The following is a 16,740-nucleotide window of genomic DNA, read 5'->3' as shown; positions in this document are numbered from 1 at the left end:
TGCTTGCGCGCGCGAGCGGCGGTCCATGTGAGTGGAATCAACCGCTTGCAATGGCAATTTCGCGTATCGCATGACACGCTACCGCTCATCCATCGCGCCCTGACGGGCGCCAAGAGGCCACCAAAGCCGCATGCGCCTGTCCACGATCAAGCTCGCCGGTTTCAAGTCCTTCGTCGACCCGACCACCCTGCATCTGCCGACCAACATGACCGGCGTGGTGGGACCGAACGGCTGCGGCAAGTCGAACATCATCGACGCCGTGCGCTGGGTCATGGGCGAATCCTCGGCCAGCCGCCTGCGTGGCGACTCGCTGACCGACGTGATCTTCGCCGGCTCCACCGCGCGCAAGCCGGTCTCGCAGGCGATGGTGGAACTGGTCTTCGACAACTCCGACCACACGATCCAGGGCGAGTACGCCGCGTTCAACGAGATCTCGGTCAAGCGCACCGTCAGCCGCGACGGCCAGAGCGGCTACTACCTCAACGGCACCAAGTGCCGCCGCCGCGACATCACCGATCTGTTCCTCGGCACCGGCCTCGGCCCGCGCAGCTACTCGATCATCGAGCAGGGCATGATCAGCCAGATCATCGACGCCAAGCCCGAAGAGCTGCGCGTCTATCTGGAAGAAGCCGCCGGCATCTCCAAGTACAAGGAGCGCCGCAAGGAAACCGAGACCCGCATCCGCCACACCCGCGAGAACCTCGACCGCCTCGGCGATCTGCGCGAGGAAGTGGGCAAGCAGCTGCAGCACCTCGCGCGCCAGGCCAAGCAGGCCGAGCAGTACACCGCGATCCAGGCCGAGCGGAAGATCCGCGACGCCGAATGGCGGGCGCTGGAATGGCGCACCCTCGATGCGCGCCTGCAGGCGCTGCGCGAAGGCCTGTCGCAGGAAGAAACCCGCCTCGAGCAGATCATCGCCGAGCAGCGCGAAGCCGAACGCGAGCTCGAGACCGGTCGCGAGCGCCGGCACGAGGCCGCCGAAGGTCTCAACCGGGCGCAGGCCGAGAGCTACGAGGTCAGCGGCGCGCTGGCGCGCATCGAACAGCAGATCCAGCACCAGCGCGAACTGTCGGCGCGCCTGCTCAAGGCGCGCGACGAAGCCCAGGCCCAGCTGGCCGAAATCGGCGCGCACATCGACCAGGACCAGCAGCGTCTCGACCTGCTGCACGAAAGCATCGCCGACGCCGAGCCGCGGCTGGCCCAGCTGCAGGACGACGACGCGGTGCGCCAGGACGCGCTGCGCGACGCCGAGACCGCGCTGGCCGACTGGCAGACGCGCTGGGAAACCCATAACCGCGACCAGGGCGAAGCGGCCCGGGTTGGCGATGTCGAGCGCACCCGCGTGGACTATCTCGACCGCCAGTCGCTGGAAGCCGAACGCCGGCGCGAGCAGTTGCAGGGCGAACGCGCCAGCCTCGACCTGGACGCTCTCAGCGACGCCTTCGCCGACATCCAGATCCGGCACGAAGAACAGAAGATCGCGCTGGACACCCTCGGCGACACGCTGGAGGCCCGCAAGGCCGCCTCGGTCGACCTGCAGGACGCGCAGCGCGCCGCGCAGGAATCGATTTCCGGCGTGCGCAAGCATGCGCAGGAAGCGCGCGGCCGCCTGGCTTCGCTGGAAGCCCTGCAGCACGCGGCGCTGGGCCAGGAGCAGGGCGCGGCCGTCGAATGGCTGCGCCAGCGTGGGCTGGATTCGGCGGCGCGCGTCGGCGAGCGCCTGCGCGTCGAGGCCGGCTGGGAATTCGCGGTCGAGAGTGCGCTCGGACAGCTGATCGAGGGCGTGCTGGTCGACGGTGACGGCGTCCCCGCTGATCTGGTGGATGCGCTGGCTGATCTCGGCGAAAGCCGGCTGGCCCTGGTGGCCGATGGCGACGGCGCGGGCGATTTCGCCGCAACCTCGCTGGCGTCGAAGGTGCAGGGGCCGATCGCGATCCGCCGTCTGCTCGCGCGCCTGCACGTAGCCGACACGCTGGCCGAGGCGCGCGCGCTGCAGGCCCGGCTCGGCGACGGCGATTCGGTCATCACCCGCAGCGGCGAGCGCCTCGGCGCCGGCTGGGTGCGGGTGTCGCGCTCGGGCGCGGCCAAGCAGGGCGCCCTGCTGCGCGAGCGCGAGATCCAGTCCCTGCGTGCGGAGATCGAGGCGTTGCAGGACCAGGAACAGGCGCTGGAAGACCAGATCGCCTCCGGCCGCGAGCGCCTGCTGGCGGCCGAGCAGGCGCGCGAGGAAGCGCAACGCGCGCTGCACCTCGCCCATCGCGGCGTGTCCGAACTCGCCGGCCAGGTGCAGAGCCAGCAGGGCCGGGTCGAATCGGCCAGAGGCCGCATCGAACGCATCGACACCGAGCTCGCGCAGCTTGCCGAAACCCTGGCCACCGCCGCCCAGCAGGCACGTGAGGCGCGGGGCCGGCTCGAAGACACGGTCGGCCGTATGGGCGATCTCGAAGGCGTGCGCGGCGCGTTGGAGCAGGAACGCCGCCAGCTCACCGACGCCCGGGACCAGACCCGCGCGGCGGCCCGCGAATCGCGCGATACCGCGCACGCGCTGGCACTGACGCTCGAATCCCAGCGGGCGCAGATCGAGTCCCTGACCCAGGCCCTGACCCGCATGGGCGGCCAGCGCGGCCAGCTCGACAGCCGTCTCGGCGATCTGTCCGCGCAGCTGGCCGGCGGCGATTCGCCGGTCGATGCGCTGGAGCAGCAGCGCCAGGTGGCGCTCGAAGAGCGCGTGCGCACCGAGCGCACGCTGGCCGAAGCGCGGTCCGCGCTGGAAGGCATCGACAACGAGCTGCGGACGTTCGAACAGGTGCGCCAGCAGCGTGACGCGCAGGCTCTCACCCAGCGCGAGGCCATCGGCCAGCGCCGGCTGGACCAGCAGGCCCTGGTGATCGCCGCCGACCAGCTGGCGGCCTCGGTCGTCGAGGCGGGTTTCGTGGTCGAGGAGGTCCTCAACGGGCTCGACGACAGCGCCGACGCCAAGACCTGGGAAAAGACGGTCACCGATTTCGACGCGCGCCTGCGCCGGCTGGAGCCGGTCAACCTGGCCGCGATCGCCGAGCATGCGGAAGCCGCGCAGCGCAAGGAATACCTGGACGCGCAGGACGCCGACCTGACCTCGGCCCTGGACACGCTGGAAGAGGCGATCCGCAAGATCGACCGCGAGACCCGCGGCCGCTTCAAGGACACCTTCGACAAGGTCAATGCCGGCGTGCAGGCGCTGTATCCGCGCCTGTTCGGCGGGGGGCACGCCTATCTCGAACTCACCGGCGACGACCTGCTCGACACCGGCGTGGCGATCATGGCGCGTCCGCCTGGCAAGCGCGTGTCGAACATCTCCCTGCTGTCCGGCGGCGAGAAGGCGATGACGGCCGTTGCGCTGGTGTTCTCGATCTTCCAGCTGAATCCGGCGCCGTTCTGCCTGCTCGACGAGGTCGATGCGCCCCTGGACGAGGCCAACGTCGGCCGCTTCACGGCGATGGTGCGGGAGATGAGCGAGCAGGTGCAGTTCCTGTTCGTCAGCCACAACAAGGCGACGATGGAAGCCGCATCGCAGCTCAGCGGCGTTACCATGCGCGAGCCGGGCGTCAGCCGCCTGGTATCTGTCGATCTTGCCGAAGCCGCACGTCTGGCCGGCGCTGCCTGAGAGGAACACCGAGAATGTCTGACGAGTGGATGCTGCGTATCGGAATCATCGTCGCCGGTGCTTTGCTGATGGCCGCGATCTGGTATTTCGGTACGCGCCCGCGCGGTGGACAGGGTCGCCGCATCCCGGGCGATGATGGCCGCAAGGAACCGACGCTCGGCGCGCAGCTGGAGCAGGACCTCGGCGAAGCCGGCGTGCCGCGTGAAGCGGGCGAGGGTGCCGAGACGCTGGCCGAGATGGATCTGCTCGACCAGACGGTCGGCACCGTGTCGCCCAATAGTGAACTCGGCAAGCGCAGCTCCGAGGACTTCGACAAGATCGTCACCCTGTACATCGCCGCGCGCGCCGGCAACGTGCTGCGTGGCCCGGACATCGTGGTCGCCGCCGAGAAGACGGGCCTGACCTACGGCCACATGAACGTGTTCCACCGCCTGGTCGACAACCATCCCGAGCGCGGACCGATCTTCAGCGTCGCCAACATCCGCAGCCCGGGCAGTTTCGAGATGGCGGAGATCCAGACGCTGGAAACCCCGGCGATCGCGTTCTTCCTGACCCTGCCGGCGCCGGTCCGCGCGCTGGACGCCTGGGATGCGATGTTGCCGACGGCCGAGCGCATGGCCGAACTGCTCGACGGCGTGCTGCTGGACGAACAGCGCAACGCCCTCGGCCGCCAGCGGATTGCCGGCCTGCGCGACGAACTGCGCGCCTGGGACCGCGAGCACAGCGTGCCGCCGGTGACGCGCAGCCCGCGCTGGTAAGTCCGGCGCGATGTCGATTGCCGGCATCAGCCACCTGACGTTTCTCGTCCGCGACCTCGACCGGACGGCCCGCCTGCTGGTGGAAGGTCTCGGCGCACGCGAGGTCTACGACAGCGGCGACCGGCCGCATTCGCTGTCGCGGGAGAAGTTCTTCGTGCTCGGCGGCGTGTGGCTGGTCGCGATGGAGGGCGAGCCGCCTGCCGAACGCAGCTACCGGCACGTCGCCTTCCAGATCGATGCCGGCGACCTGCCTGGATGCCGCGCACGCCTCGACGCGCTCGGTGTCGACATCCGGCCACCGCGGCCGCGGATCGAAGGCGAGGGCGAGTCGCTGTATTTCCACGACTTCGACAACCATCTCTTCGAGCTGCACACCGGCAGCCTGGATGCACGGCTGCGCGCCTACGGCGTGCCTGCGGACTGAGGGCCATCACGAGCTGTGGCGGCGCGCCTGGCGCGTGCGATCCGCGCCGCGACGGAGACCGGCAGGGCCGCGCCGGCCTACAATTCCCGCATGCCGACTCCATCTCCCGCCGGGCGCGTCGCCGAGTTGCGCGCGCTGATCGAAGACGCCAATCACCGCTACTACGTGCTCGACGATCCGTCGATCCCGGACGCCGATTACGACGCCCTGCTGCGCGAACTCGAAGCGCTGGAAACCGCGCATCCCGAGCTCGCCAGCGACGACTCGCCGACCCGCACCGTCGGCGCGCGACCGGACGGCGGTTTCCCGGAAGTCACCCACGCGATCCCGATGCTGTCGCTCGCCAACGCATTCGAGACCGCGGGCGTCGCCGACGACGCCGATGACCGCGCACGCTACGCCGAGGTCGCCGATTTCGAGCGTCGCATCGAGCAGAAGCTCGAGATCGAAGCGCCGGTCTTCTCGGTCGAACCCAAGCTGGACGGCCTCGCGATCAGTCTGCGCTACGAGGACGGCGTCTTCGTGCAGGGCGCGACGCGTGGCGACGGCAGCACCGGCGAGAACGTCACCGCGAACCTGCGCCAGGTGCGCGCGGTGCCGCTGAAGCTGCGCGAGACCGCAACGCCGTCGCCGGCGGTGCTGGAAGTGCGCGGCGAAATCTACATGCCGCGCAAGGCCTTCGAAGCCTGGAACGCGAAGGCGCTCGACCGCAACGAGAAGCTGCTGGCCAATCCGCGCAACGGCGCGGCCGGTTCGCTGCGCCAGCTCGATCCCGCGGTCACGCGTCGGCGGCCGCTGGCGTTCTTCGCGTATTCGATCGGCGAGGTGCGCGGACTCGAACTGCCGGAAACGCATTCCGAAACGCTCGCGCTGCTGCGCGACTTCGGCTTTCCCGTCGCACCCGAAGCCGACACCGCGACCGGTTTCGACGGCCTGATCGCCTACTTCCGGCGCATCGGCGCAGCGCGCGACACGCTGCCGTACGACATCGACGGCGTGGTCTACAAGCTGGACGACTACGATCAGCAGGCGACGATGGGCTTCGTCTCGCGCGCTCCGCGCTGGGCGCTGGCGCACAAGTTCCCCGCGCAGGAACAGTCGACTGTGCTGCGCGCGATCGAGGTGCAGGTCGGCCGTACCGGGGCGATCACGCCGGTTGCGCGACTGGAGCCGGTGCAGGTCGCGGGTGTCACCGTCACCAACGCAACCCTGCATAACGAAGACCAGATCCGCCGCCTCGACGTGCGCGAAGGCGACACGGTGATCGTGCGCCGCGCCGGCGATGTGATTCCCGAGATCGTGCGCGTGATCGAAGACCGGCGTCCCGCGGGCACGGTCGAATGGACGATGCCGGCCACATGTCCCGTCTGCGGTTCCGAACTTGTGCGCGAGGAGGGCGTGTCCGCGTGGCGCTGCACCGGGGGCCTGACCTGTTCCGCGCAGCGCAAGGAAGCCGTGCGCCACTTCGCATCGCGTCGCGCGATGGACATCGAAGGCCTCGGTGACAAGCAGGCCGAAGCGCTGGTCGAATTCGGTTTCGTGCATTCGCCGGCCGACCTGTTCGCGCTGACGGTCGAGGACCTGGTGCGGATGAAGACTGCGCTCGATGCCGCGACCGCGGCGGATCTCGCGCAGGCGATCGCCGACAGCAAGGGCGCTCTCGCGCTCGATGCTGAGGGCGAAGCGGCGCTGGCGCAGGAATCGCCGGTGTGGAAGGACGCCGCGTTCCTGCGTGCGCATCTGACGGTCGAGACCGGCGGCAAGCTCGCGACGAAGTGGGCGGAGAATCTCGTCGCCGGCATCGACGCCAGCCGCAGCACCACGCTGCCGCGCTTCCTGTTCGCACTCGGCATTCCGCATCTGGGCGAGACGACGGCCAAGTCGCTCGCGCAGTGGCTGGGGGCGCTCGATTTCGTGCGTACAACGCCGGCCGTGCTGCTGCAGGCGCTGCCTGATATCGGCAGCGAGGTGGCGCGTTCGATCGCGACGTTCTTCGAACAACCCGGCAACGTCGAGGTCGTCGACGCGCTGCTCGCGGCGGGCATCACCTTCAACGACGAAACCGCACCATCCGCCGCATTGCGCGAGCGTCTTGGCCTCGCACACCTGCTGTCGACGCTGCCGGTCGACAAGCTCGGCGGCAAGAGCGCCGAGCGTCTCGCGGACACCTACGGCACGCTCGACGCGCTGCTGCGTGCGAACGCGAGCGGCTGGACCGGCGCGGGCCTGTCGTCGGCGGGCGCGGACAATCTGTCGGCGTTCCTGGCCGATGCGGATGCACTTGCAGCGCTCCGCGCGAGCGACGCCGCGATGCGTCGCCTGCTCGATGCCGCACCGGCGAAAACGGTGAAGACCAGCGGTCCGCTCGACGGTAAGACCGTCGTGCTGACCGGCAGCCTCGAAGCCATGACCCGCGACGAGGCCGGCGAACAGCTCGAAGCGCTGGGCGCGAAAATCGCGGGCAGCGTGTCGAAGAAGACCTCGCTGGTCGTCGCCGGAGACGCGGCCGGCTCGAAGCTGGCGAAGGCGCAGGAACTCGGCATCGAGATCTGGGACGAAGCCGCGTTACTCGCATTTCTCGAATCGCAGGCATGAGTGCGTCGATGCTGCCGTCGGCAAGCTTCGACACCCTGCGCCTGCGCGCGCGCCTCAATGCCACGCTGCGCGGCTTCTTCGCAGAGCGCGGCGTGCCGGAAGTCGAAACGCCGATGCTGTCGCAGGCCGGCAACACCGACCCGAATGTCGCCAGCTTCGAAACCGGATTCAGCGGCCACGTCTCCGCCGGCCCGCGCACGCGCTGGCTGCGCACCTCGCCGGAATTTCCGCTCAAGCGCCTGCTCGCCGCCGGCTTCGGCGACTGCTACGAACTCGGGCGCGTATTTCGCGACGGCGAGGCCGGCGGTCGCCACAATCCCGAATTCACGATGCTCGAGTGGTACCGCGTCGGCTGGGGCCAGCATCGGCTCGCCGACGAAAGCGTCGCGCTGGTGCAAGGCGCGCTCGCGCTCGTCGACCGTCGCGCCGACGTGGTCCAGACCACGTATCGCGCCCTGTACCTCGACGTGCTCGGCCTCGATCCGATGACCGCGCCGGACGCCGCGCTGCAGGCGGCGCTCGGCGACGTGCAGATCGATCCGGAGGGCCTGACCCGCGACGACTGGCTGGACCTGCTGATGACGCATCGCATCCAGCCGGCGAACCCGGCCGACCGGATCCTGGTCGTCCACGATTACCCGGCGTCGCAATGCATGCTCGCGCGCATTGCCGAACGCGATGGCGTACCGGTGGCCGAGCGCTTCGAGCTGTATCTCGGTGCGCTGGAACTCGCGAACGGCTATCACGAGCTGGCCGATGGCCGCGAGCAGCGCGCCCGCTTCGAACGCGACCACGCGGTGCGCGCCGCCCGCGGCGCGGCGCAGCCGGCGATCGACGAGGCCCTGCTGCAGGCGCTGGAGGCTGGATTCCCCGATTGCGCGGGTGTGGCGCTTGGTGTGGATCGTCTGATGATGGCGATGCTGGAGACGGGGCGGATTGCGGATGTGATCGCCTTTGATTTCGCGCGGGCGTAGCGCGTTGGGCGGCTGCATGTGGCCGCTTCGTGCCGCGCAGACGGGAATCCAGGAACGTTGCTTCCCGGTTGATTGTTGCCATCGCAATTGCTTTGGGCTTGGCTGCCGCTGGCAGTAGCGCTGTTGCCAATGCTTCCACCGTGTTGTGGTCACGCTTCCCGCTTCCCGCTTTCGGCTCTCTACTTTCTACTCTCTGCTTTCGCTTTCGCTTTCGCTTTGGTTTTTCGCTTTTGCTATTTGCGTTTGACCTGTCGAGCCGTAAAGCGAGCCGAGCATCGCAGGGCGATGGGGCCGAAGAGCAGCCCATGTCTGAGCGCAGCGAGTTTGGGCTGCGTGCCCCGTCGACCGAGAAGCGCAGGGGCCCGCCGCGGCGTAGCCGTGGCGGATCGCGTCCGGCGACGGCGTTTTTGCTTACTTTTGGCAAGACAAAAGTAAGCCGCGCGACAGCGCGGAAGCTCTGTCTTTGGCAAGAACGCTGATCGCGCGAACCAGCGCACACCCTCTCGCGGATTCCGATTCCAATTCCGGGGTTGGATTCAAAGCCGAAGCTAAAGCAGAGCGGTGGATCAATTGCACGGCTTTCGCACGCTGACGCGTGCGAGTTCCTTTTTGACCGGCCAAAAAGAAACCAAAAAGCCCCTTCGCCGGACGCGATCCGGCACAGCTGCGCCGCGCCGGTGCCCTGCGCTTCTCGGACAGCGGGGCACGCAGCCCAAACTCGCTGCGCTCAGACATGGGCTGCTCTTCGGCCCCGCCGCCCTGCGATGCTCGGCTCGCTTTACGGCTCGGCAGGTCACAGGCTGAAAGCCGAAGCCGAAGCCGAAGCCGAAGCCGAAGCCGAAGCCGAAGCCGAAGCCGAAGCCGAAGCCGAAGCCAAGGCCAAAACGGAAATCGCGGCTACAGCCTCAGCGAGCCCCAGACCACCAACAACAAGGCGCAGCGCGCCTCAACCTCCCCCGTACAACGTCTCCGCCCGCTGGAACAGAATCCAGCTGGTCGCGATGCACTTATCCCCGTTCTGCGGCCGGTTACCGCGGTGGGTGTGGGTGAAGGCGGTCGGCGCGATCAGCAGGTCGCCGGTGCGCGGCGTGATCTTGCGTTGCTGGAACAGGAACTCGGTCTCGCCGGCATCGAAGCCGTCATTGAGATAGATCGTCCAGAGCAGATGCCGGTGCAGGGTCTCGCCGCTGCCGTCGCGCGGGAACAGTTCGCAGTGCCAGTAGGGATACCCGCCCTCGCCGGCCGCGTACCACTGCAGGTTGATCGCACCGGGTCGCAGGCAGGTCTGCAGCAGGCCGCCCAGGCGGGCGTCGTCCATGCCGGCGAAATCCTCGGCGACCAGGCGTTTCAGCGCGCCGTCGGCCCCGGGCTGCTGCAGCATCAGCGGCGCGATCAGGGCCTGCGGATACTTGCGCAGGTAGGCCATCACGCCGCCATAGACCGCCTGGTTGAGCTGCTGGGCGACGTCGGCCCAGTCGGGGCGGTCGCTGATCGACAGGTCGCGGCTGCGCTTGAGTTCGGGATACACGCCGCCGCCGATCTCGCCGGCATGCAGGTCGGGACTGGCGCGCAGGCGCGCCACGATCGCGGCGCAGGCCTCGGCCGACAGCGCGCCCGGGGTGACTTCGATGAAGTCGGCGGCGCTCATCCGGCGGTGTCGTCGTGCTGCAGGTGGTAGCGCGTGGCCGCTTCCACTTCGGTCTTCGAGCCCAGGAACACCGGCACCCGCTGGTGCAGCGCCGTCGGCTGCAGGTCGAGGATGCGTTCGCGACCGGTGGTCGCCGCGCCGCCGGCCTGTTCGACCAGCATCGCCATCGGGTTGGCCTCGTACATCAGCCGCAGCTTGCCCGGCTTGGACGCGTCCTTCGCGTCCCAGGGATAGATGAAGATGCCGCCGCGGGTCAGGATGCGATGCACGTCGCCGACCATCGCCGCGACCCAGCGCATGTTGAAGTCCTGGCCGCGCGGGCCGTCCTTGCCGGCCAGCAGGTCACCGACATAGGCCTGCATCGGCGGTTCCCAGTGGCGCTGGTTGGACATGTTCACCGCGAATTCGCGGGTCTGCTCGGGAATCTGCATATCCGCCCTGGTCAGCACGAACGAGCCCTGCTCGCGGTCCAGCGTGAACGCATGGGTGCCGTGGCCGATGGTCAGCACCAGCATCGTGCTCGGGCCGTAGAGGCAGTAGCCGGCCGCGACCTGGGTGTGCCCCGGCTGCAGGAAGTGGCTGTCCTCGGCCGCGTCGATCCCGTCCGGGCAGCGCAGCACCGAGAAGATCGTGCCGACGCTGGCATTGATGTCGATGTTCGAGCTGCCGTCGAGGGGGTCGAACACCAGCAGGTAGTTGCCGCGCGGAAAGCCGTCGGGGATCTGCTGCGAGTGTTCCATCTCCTCCGACGCGCACGCCGCGAGATGGCCGCCCCAGGCGTTGGCCTCGAGCAGGATGTCGTTGCTGATCACGTCGAGCTTCTTCTGCGCCTCGCCCTGCACGTTGATGCTGCCGTCCGCGCCGCCGGCCTCGCCCAGCACATCGCCCAGCGCGCCCTTGCCCACCGCGACCGAGATCCGCTTGCAGGCGCGCGCCACCACCTCCAGCAACAGCTGCAGGTCGGGCGTCAGCTGGTGCTGGCGCTGGGCTTCGATCAGGTGGCGGGTCAGGGAGATGCTGGCCATGGGGGTTCCGGTGCGGCGGGAAGCCCCATTGTCGCCCGATCGCGCGGCAGTGTCCCGGCGGCGTCCGCGCCGCAGGTTGTATTCTGGTCCGGTTTCGCCCGGCCCCCGCCGCGGCGCACCCGATTCCTCTCCGTCGTACAGGTCGTGTCCGTGTCCACTTTCTTCGAAGCTGTCGAACTCGTTCCCGGTGATCCCATCCTCGGCCTGACCGAGGCCTACAACGCCGATGCGCGCCCGACCAAGGTCAATCTGGGCGTCGGCATCTACTACGACGAGGCCGGACGCATTCCGGTGCTGGACGCCGTGCGCGAGGTCGAACAGCGCCTGGCCGCCGAGGCCAAGCCACGCGGCTACCTGCCGATCGACGGCCTGCCCGACTACACCCGCGCCACCCGCGAACTGCTGTTCGGCGCCGGGTCGCCGCTGCTGGCCGCGGGCCGCGTGGCGACTACCCAGACCATCGGCGGCAGCGGCGCGCTGCGCACCGGCGCGGACCTGCTGAAGAAGCTGCTGCCGCACGCGACCATCGCGATCAGCAACCCCAGCTGGGAGAACCACCGCGCGGTGTTTGGCGCCGTTGGCTTCGAGGTCGTCGACTACACCTACTTCGACGCCGCCACGCACGGCATCGATTTCGCCGGCCTGCTCGCCGACCTGCGCACGCTCGCGGCCGGCACCGTCGTGCTGCTGCACGCCTGCTGCCACAACCCGACCGGCGCCGACCTCACCGAGGACCAGTGGCGCCAGGTGATCGGCGTGCTGTCGGAGCGGTCGCTGTTTCCGTTCATCGACATGGCCTACCAGGGCTTCGACCGCGGCATCGAGGAAGATGCGGCCGCCGTGCGTCTGCTTGCCGCGTCCGACATCGCCGAGTTCGTCGTCGCCAGCTCGTACTCCAAGTCGTTCTCGCTGTATGGCGAGCGCGTCGGCGCGCTGACCGTCGTCTCGGCGACCGCCGAGCAGAGCCGCGCGGTGCAGTCGCAGATCAAGCGCATCGTGCGTGCGAACTATTCGAGCCCGTCCAACCACGGCGCGGCGCTCGTCGCCGGCGTGCTCGGCAGCGCGGAACTGCGCGCGCGCTGGGAGGCCGAGCTGGGCCAGATGCGCGAGCGCATCCATGCCCTGCGTGCGGGTCTGGTCGAGAAGCTGGCCGCCAAGGGCGCGCCGGAATTCGCCTTCATCCAGGACCAGGCCGGCATGTTCTCGTACTCGGGTCTGAGCCGCGCCCAAGTGGACCGCCTGCGCGACGACTTCGGCATCTACGCCGTCGGTACCGGCCGCATCTGCGTCGCCGCGCTGAGCCTGAAGAATCTGGATTACGTGGCGGACGCGGTCGCGACGGTCAGCCGCGGCTGATCCCGGTTGCAGCCCTCCCCGCGTGCGGGGAGGCTGCCAGCGCGGCGCAGGAACGCCACCGCGGGTGGGATGCGCGCGCGCGCGTCCTCGCGATAGGTCAGGGACCGGACTTTCCGGCGCGCCACCGCCCGCCCAGCTCGCGCGCCAGCAGCGCGAGCAGTACGCCCGGCGCGACGAACTGCACCGCAATCTGCACGCTGCGCCGCACGGTGAGGCGGATCCCCTCACGGACATCGTCCCGCGCGATGTCGGGATCGAAGTCGCGCCAGCCGATCCACAGGCAGAGCACCAGCGCCGCGACCAGCGCGACGATGCGCCACCAGCGCACAGGACGGGGCGCCGTCACGCGGCCGCCTGGGCGAAATGCCCGTGGAATCCCAAGGGAAACGCATAAGGCAGCCACGCGGTCGCGAGCGGGCCGTCGGCGATGTGCTGCGCATCCAGCACCGCGATGCCGCTGCGGTTGCGCGTGGGATCGAGCACGGTGCCGACCAGCCAGCCATCATCCGGACGCGTGCTGCCGGGGCGCGGAACGAACCCGTGCTCTTCGGCGAGGATGTCGCGGCCATAGCGATGCACGTCGCGTCGACCGCTGGCCGGATCGAGCATCTGCACCGCGTTGAAGTACGGCGCGGCGGCTTCGCCTTCCGTCGTCGGCATGTACAGCCGCGCGCTGCGATCGCCGGGCGTGCGCGCGTCGAACAGCGGGAACTCGATGCCGGTGACGCCGAGCAGATCCCAGCGTGTGCGGCCGCTGTGCATGTCGAGCCGCAGCTCGGCCAGCTGCGCCGCGGGGGCGGGGCCGTCGTGACCGGACATTGCCGCGCGATGCGGCGAGCGTGCGTGTTCGACGTCGCGATGGTGGACCGTGCGTACGACGATCTCGCCGCCGCGCTCGAACGCATCGCCGAAGTGATAGGCCATCGCGAAGTCGATCTCGAAGCGGCGCGCGACGCGATCCGGCGCTGCCTTGTGGACCACCAGCACGTTGCACGCGCGCTGCGGTGCGAACCGCATGCTCTCGAAGAAGGAACCCGACGGCGTGAAGTCGTAGGGCATCAGCAGGAACACCAGATGCCGGTCGGTCTGCACGAAGGCGTGCAGGTAACCGGGTGGGTCCATCTCCAGCACGTGCGCGCCGATCAAGCTCGCATTCGCGCCGATGTGCCACAGCAGCAGGCCGCTGCCGCCCAGCATCGACAGCGCGCCGAAGTTCCACCAGCTGCCGTCGCGATCGCGCAGCGGATGCGCGGAGAACGGCAGCGCCTGCAGGTCCGGGCGCCAGGTCACCGGGCCGATCGTGTCGAGCGCATCGGGCTCGAGTTCGAACGCCGAACCGGCCTCGCTCATCGCGAACAGGCGCCCGCCGATCGTTACCACCGATGTATTGGCGGTGTTCGCATCGTCGTTGTTGCGGATTGCGACCTGTCCGGGAACCGTGGTGCCGGCGGCCATCGTGTTGAAGCGACCGGCGCGTTGTTCGCGCTGGAACTTCGGCGTCTGCACCATGCGCCCGCGATGGGTGACCGCGCCGTCGCCGAAGCGCCAGCCGTGGACCATGCCGTCCCCGTCGAACCAGTGTTCGTAGCGGAAGCCGTCGCGCTCGAACCAGGCCGGCCCGTTGCGGTACAGCGTGCCGGCGAAGTCGGCGGGCAGACGGCCTTCGAGTTGCACCGTGGTCGGGCCGAAGGCGCCGGCCGACACCTGACGCCAGCCGGCGAGATACGGACGATCGGCGAGACCGGCGGAGAACTCCGCGGGGTCGCCGGCCAGCGCATCGGCACCGTGCAGCAGCGCGGGGCCGAGCGCGGCGACGGTGGCGCCCGACAACAGGGTGCGCAGGAAGCGGCGACGGTCCATCACGGTCTCCGGTGGCAAACGCGGATCAACGGATCGCGATGTCGAGCGCCAGCGCATCGGCGCCGACATCGAACGCCGCTTCGTCGAACGTCGGTTTGCGCAGTACCCGCGGGTTGTTGCTGAAGCCGTAGCCCTCGACCGGCATGCCGACCAGGTTGGTGTCGAGCGTGCCGTTGCCGTTCTCGTCGTGGATCACCATCAGCGCGTAACGGCCGGCCGGCACGCCGTCGAAGCGCACGTGGGTGACGTCGCCCGCCGGTGCCAGCAGACGCGCGGCGATCGGTGCGGCACTGCCGGCGTAGCCCGCAGCATCGACCAGCGCGACCTGGAACTGGCCGCTCTGGCTGCGGGGCTCGCGGATGGACACGTCGAGATCGCCCGCCTGCACCGGCGCGGCGAGTGCGGCCGCAACGGCCAGCAGGGCGAACGGCGCGACGAAGGCAGCGGGGATGCGGCGCATGGCGATGTCCTGGTCGGGTGTGGCATCAGTCTCGACGCACGCCCTGCCGGTGCCAGCTGCCGGTGGTCATCGATCCGCAGTGCCGGAAGTCACTTTCTGCAACGCGCCCATTGCCGCCACCGGCAACGGCTTGCAGCATGGCGCCATGCACACGACCCGCCGCCTGTTCGAGCCGCTCAATCTTGCCGCGTTGCTGACGCTCGGCGCGGTCGCGTTCTCGCTGCGTTATTACGATCCCGCCCGCCAGGCCACGGCCTGGTTGCTGCTCGGTCTGTTCGCGGCGGGCTTCCTGTCGCTGTCGCTGTGGCCGCCGCGGCTGCGGCGCATCGAGCATGTGGTGATCGCAACGCTGCCGGTGATCGCACTGGCGCTGATCGCGCTCGATCCCAGGCCCGGCACCGCGCCGGTGCTGCTGGTGATCTGGATCGCGGTCGCGTTCTCCGACTGGTCGCCGCGCGTGGCGATCCTCGCGGCGCTCGCCGCCGACATCGTCTACTACCTGATCCTCAAGTACATCGGCGGTTTCAGCGCGCCGCTGTTGTCGGTGGTGATCTTCGCCAGCTTCCAGGTGTTCGCGGCGCTGTGCATGCACTACGCCCGCAGTGCCGAGCGGGCACGCGATGCACTCTCGCGCGTCAATGCCGATCTGCTGGCCACGCGCGCGCTGCTCGCCGACAGTGCCCGCGATGCCGAGCGCCTGCGCGTCGCGCGGGAACTGCACGATGTCGCCGGTCACAAACTCACCGCAATGCGCCTCAACCTGCGCGCGTTGGCCGACGAACCGGCGTTCGCCGACAACCCGCAACTGCGCATCGCCGAACAGCTGTCGGGCGAACTGCTCGGCGACATCCGCAACGTGGTGCAGGCGCTGCGCGACAGCGGCGGTCTCGATCTGGCAACGGCTTTGCGTGCGCTTGCTGCGCCGTTGCCGCGGCCGCGGTTGCGGCTCAGCATCGCCGACGATGTGCGCGTGTCCGATCCCGCGATCGCCGAAGCCGTACTGCGGCTGGTGCAGGAAGCGCTGACCAATGCCGCCAAGCACGCCGACGCGGACACGCTCGATGTCGCCCTGCATCGAGCGGGCGCGCTGTTGCACGTGACCATCGAGGACGACGGCCGCATGCACGACGGCTGGCGCGAAGGCAACGGCATCGCCGGCATGCGCGAGCGCCTTGCCGCGTTGCACGGACGCGTGCAGCTCGCGCGCAATCCGAGCGGCGCGATGCGCATCGACGCGGAGCTGCCGACATGAGCGCGAGGCCTGTGCGCGTCGCACTCGCCGACGATCAGGCCCTGGTCCGCGCCGGCCTGCGCGCGCTGCTGGAACGCCACGGCATCGTGATCGTGTTCGAGGCCGACTCGGGCACGACGCTGCTCGAGCAGCTCGCATCGCATCCGGTCGACGTGATCCTCAGCGACATCCGCATGCCCGGCCTCGACGGCATCGAAGCATTGACCGCATTGCGCGCCCGTGGCGACACGACACCGGTGCTGCTGCTGACCACGTTCGACGACAGCGACCTGCTGCTGCGCGCGACCGATGCCGGTGCGCAGGGCTTCCTGCTCAAGGACGCGGCGCCCGAAGATCTGCGCGACGCGATCGCGCGTGTGGCGGCGGGCGAAACCCTGCTGCAACCGGTCAGCACCGAACCGGTCCGCGCGCGCTACCGCTTCCACGACGACAACACCCCGCGCGAGACCTTCACCGAACGCGAGGTCGCGATCCTGCGTCTGCTCGCCGGCGGCTACTCCAACAAGGAGATCGCGCGCAGCCTGTTCCTCGCCGAGGGCACGGTGAAGAACTACGTGTCGGCGATTCTGGAAAAGCTCGGCACGCGCGACCGCACGCGTGCGGTGCTGAAGGCGATCACCTTGCAGGTGATCTGAGGGGCGAGCATCGTCATTCGCGCGAAGGCGGGCGGTGCTCTACAGCAGCGCGCAGCGCTGGTCATCCAGCGCCTTGCCGTGACTTTCGCGAAAGCCACTGGATTCCCGCC

General features: G+C 69.2%; 14 protein-coding genes. 8 read left to right on the top strand and 6 right to left on the bottom strand.

What is annotated here, in order from left to right; all coding sequences use genetic code 11:
* The first annotated feature begins 130 nt into the window (after nt 1-130).
* The 5 genes from smc (at nt 131) to epmA (ending at nt 8,394) form a co-directional block, all read left to right on the top strand.
* Nucleotides 131-3,643 carry a chromosome segregation protein SMC gene (gene smc / locus AC3A5K_RS13660; protein ID WP_487618085.1) on the top strand — a complete coding sequence of 1,171 codons (3,513 nt, stop codon included), beginning with the start codon at nt 131-133 and terminating at the stop codon, nt 3,641-3,643.
* A 14-nt stretch (nt 3,644-3,657) separates the two neighbouring features.
* Nucleotides 3,658-4,401 (top strand): cell division protein ZipA, encoded by a 744-nt coding sequence (zipA, locus tag AC3A5K_RS13655; protein WP_487618084.1) that lies wholly within the window; start codon nt 3,658-3,660, stop codon nt 4,399-4,401.
* A 10-nt stretch (nt 4,402-4,411) separates the two neighbouring features.
* Nucleotides 4,412-4,825, top strand: coding sequence for a FosX/FosE/FosI family fosfomycin resistance hydrolase (gene fosX, locus AC3A5K_RS13650; protein ID WP_487618083.1), 414 nt, complete (start codon nt 4,412-4,414; stop codon nt 4,823-4,825).
* 90 nt (nt 4,826-4,915) lie between these two features.
* A complete protein-coding gene (gene ligA / locus AC3A5K_RS13645) occupies nt 4,916-7,420 on the top strand; it encodes an NAD-dependent DNA ligase LigA (RefSeq protein WP_487618082.1) in 2,505 nt (834 codons plus the stop codon).
* Nucleotides 7,417-8,394, top strand: a complete 978-nt coding sequence (gene epmA, locus AC3A5K_RS13640; protein ID WP_487618081.1) for an EF-P lysine aminoacylase EpmA — start codon at nt 7,417-7,419, stop codon at nt 8,392-8,394. The genes ligA and epmA overlap by 4 nt, the downstream gene beginning before the upstream one ends.
* Nucleotides 8,395-8,805: 411 nt before the next feature.
* Here the strand turns inward: epmA and AC3A5K_RS13635 are convergent, their stop codons facing one another.
* From AC3A5K_RS13635 to AC3A5K_RS13625, 3 genes are all read right to left on the bottom strand, one after another.
* Nucleotides 8,806-9,129, bottom strand: a complete 324-nt coding sequence (locus AC3A5K_RS13635; protein ID WP_487618080.1) for a hypothetical protein — start codon at nt 9,127-9,129, stop codon at nt 8,806-8,808.
* 211 nt (nt 9,130-9,340) lie between these two features.
* Nucleotides 9,341-10,042 carry a 2OG-Fe(II) oxygenase gene (locus tag AC3A5K_RS13630; RefSeq protein WP_487618079.1) on the bottom strand — a complete coding sequence of 234 codons (702 nt, stop codon included), beginning with the start codon at nt 10,040-10,042 and terminating at the stop codon, nt 9,341-9,343.
* Nucleotides 10,039-11,067, bottom strand: coding sequence for a class 1 fructose-bisphosphatase (locus AC3A5K_RS13625; RefSeq protein ID WP_487618078.1), 1,029 nt, complete (start codon nt 11,065-11,067; stop codon nt 10,039-10,041). The genes AC3A5K_RS13630 and AC3A5K_RS13625 overlap by 4 nt, the downstream gene beginning before the upstream one ends.
* Nucleotides 11,068-11,217: 150 nt before the next feature.
* On the opposite strand from AC3A5K_RS13625, the gene AC3A5K_RS13620 reads away from it, so the two are divergent.
* Complete coding sequence (locus tag AC3A5K_RS13620; RefSeq protein ID WP_487618218.1) at nt 11,218-12,423, top strand: amino acid aminotransferase; 1,206 nt, start codon at nt 11,218-11,220, stop codon at nt 12,421-12,423.
* A gap of 97 nt (nt 12,424-12,520) precedes the next feature.
* Here AC3A5K_RS13620 and AC3A5K_RS13615 read toward each other — a convergent pair whose 3' ends face one another.
* The 3 genes from AC3A5K_RS13615 to AC3A5K_RS13605 are packed head-to-tail and all read right to left on the bottom strand — an operon-like array spanning nt 12,521 to nt 14,743.
* The gene (locus AC3A5K_RS13615; RefSeq protein WP_487618077.1) at nt 12,521-12,769 is read right to left on the bottom strand and encodes a hypothetical protein; all 249 of its coding nucleotides are present in this window, start codon (nt 12,767-12,769) and stop codon (nt 12,521-12,523) included.
* The gene (locus tag AC3A5K_RS13610; protein ID WP_487618076.1) at nt 12,766-14,283 is read right to left on the bottom strand and encodes a carotenoid oxygenase family protein; all 1,518 of its coding nucleotides are present in this window, start codon (nt 14,281-14,283) and stop codon (nt 12,766-12,768) included. The genes AC3A5K_RS13615 and AC3A5K_RS13610 overlap by 4 nt, the downstream gene beginning before the upstream one ends.
* 25 nt (nt 14,284-14,308) lie before the next feature.
* Nucleotides 14,309-14,743 carry a DUF2141 domain-containing protein gene (locus tag AC3A5K_RS13605; RefSeq protein ID WP_487618075.1) on the bottom strand — a complete coding sequence of 145 codons (435 nt, stop codon included), beginning with the start codon at nt 14,741-14,743 and terminating at the stop codon, nt 14,309-14,311.
* Nucleotides 14,744-14,792: 49 nt separating this feature from the next.
* Here AC3A5K_RS13605 and AC3A5K_RS13600 point away from each other — a divergent pair, with 49 nt between their 5' ends.
* Complete coding sequence (locus AC3A5K_RS13600) at nt 14,793-15,995, top strand: sensor histidine kinase (protein WP_487618217.1); 1,203 nt, start codon at nt 14,793-14,795, stop codon at nt 15,993-15,995.
* Nucleotides 15,992-16,630 (top strand): response regulator, encoded by a 639-nt coding sequence (locus tag AC3A5K_RS13595; RefSeq protein WP_487618074.1) that lies wholly within the window; start codon nt 15,992-15,994, stop codon nt 16,628-16,630. Before AC3A5K_RS13600 ends, AC3A5K_RS13595 begins: the two co-directional genes overlap by 4 nt.
* Nucleotides 16,631-16,740 lie beyond the last annotated feature (110 nt).

The sequence above is a fragment of the Luteimonas sp. Soil_C_5 genome (assembly GCF_057656615.1).
Note: the sequence above shows the minus strand (reverse complement) of the source record. Positions and strands in the feature narration are given on the sequence as shown.

Coding starts and splice junctions, on each gene's coding strand:
- smc (WP_487618085.1), top strand. CDS start 131: ATGCGCCTGTCCACGATCAAGCTCGCCGGTTTCAAGTCCTTCGTCGAC.
- zipA (WP_487618084.1), top strand. CDS start 3,658: ATGTCTGACGAGTGGATGCTGCGTATCGGAATCATCGTCGCCGGTGCT.
- fosX (WP_487618083.1), top strand. CDS start 4,412: ATGTCGATTGCCGGCATCAGCCACCTGACGTTTCTCGTCCGCGACCTC.
- ligA (WP_487618082.1), top strand. CDS start 4,916: ATGCCGACTCCATCTCCCGCCGGGCGCGTCGCCGAGTTGCGCGCGCTG.
- epmA (WP_487618081.1), top strand. CDS start 7,417: ATGAGTGCGTCGATGCTGCCGTCGGCAAGCTTCGACACCCTGCGCCTG.
- AC3A5K_RS13635 (WP_487618080.1), bottom strand. CDS start 9,129: ATGTCTGAGCGCAGCGAGTTTGGGCTGCGTGCCCCGCTGTCCGAGAAG.
- AC3A5K_RS13630 (WP_487618079.1), bottom strand. CDS start 10,042: ATGAGCGCCGCCGACTTCATCGAAGTCACCCCGGGCGCGCTGTCGGCC.
- AC3A5K_RS13625 (WP_487618078.1), bottom strand. CDS start 11,067: ATGGCCAGCATCTCCCTGACCCGCCACCTGATCGAAGCCCAGCGCCAG.
- AC3A5K_RS13610 (WP_487618076.1), bottom strand. CDS start 14,283: ATGGACCGTCGCCGCTTCCTGCGCACCCTGTTGTCGGGCGCCACCGTC.
- AC3A5K_RS13605 (WP_487618075.1), bottom strand. CDS start 14,743: ATGCGCCGCATCCCCGCTGCCTTCGTCGCGCCGTTCGCCCTGCTGGCC.
- AC3A5K_RS13595 (WP_487618074.1), top strand. CDS start 15,992: ATGAGCGCGAGGCCTGTGCGCGTCGCACTCGCCGACGATCAGGCCCTG.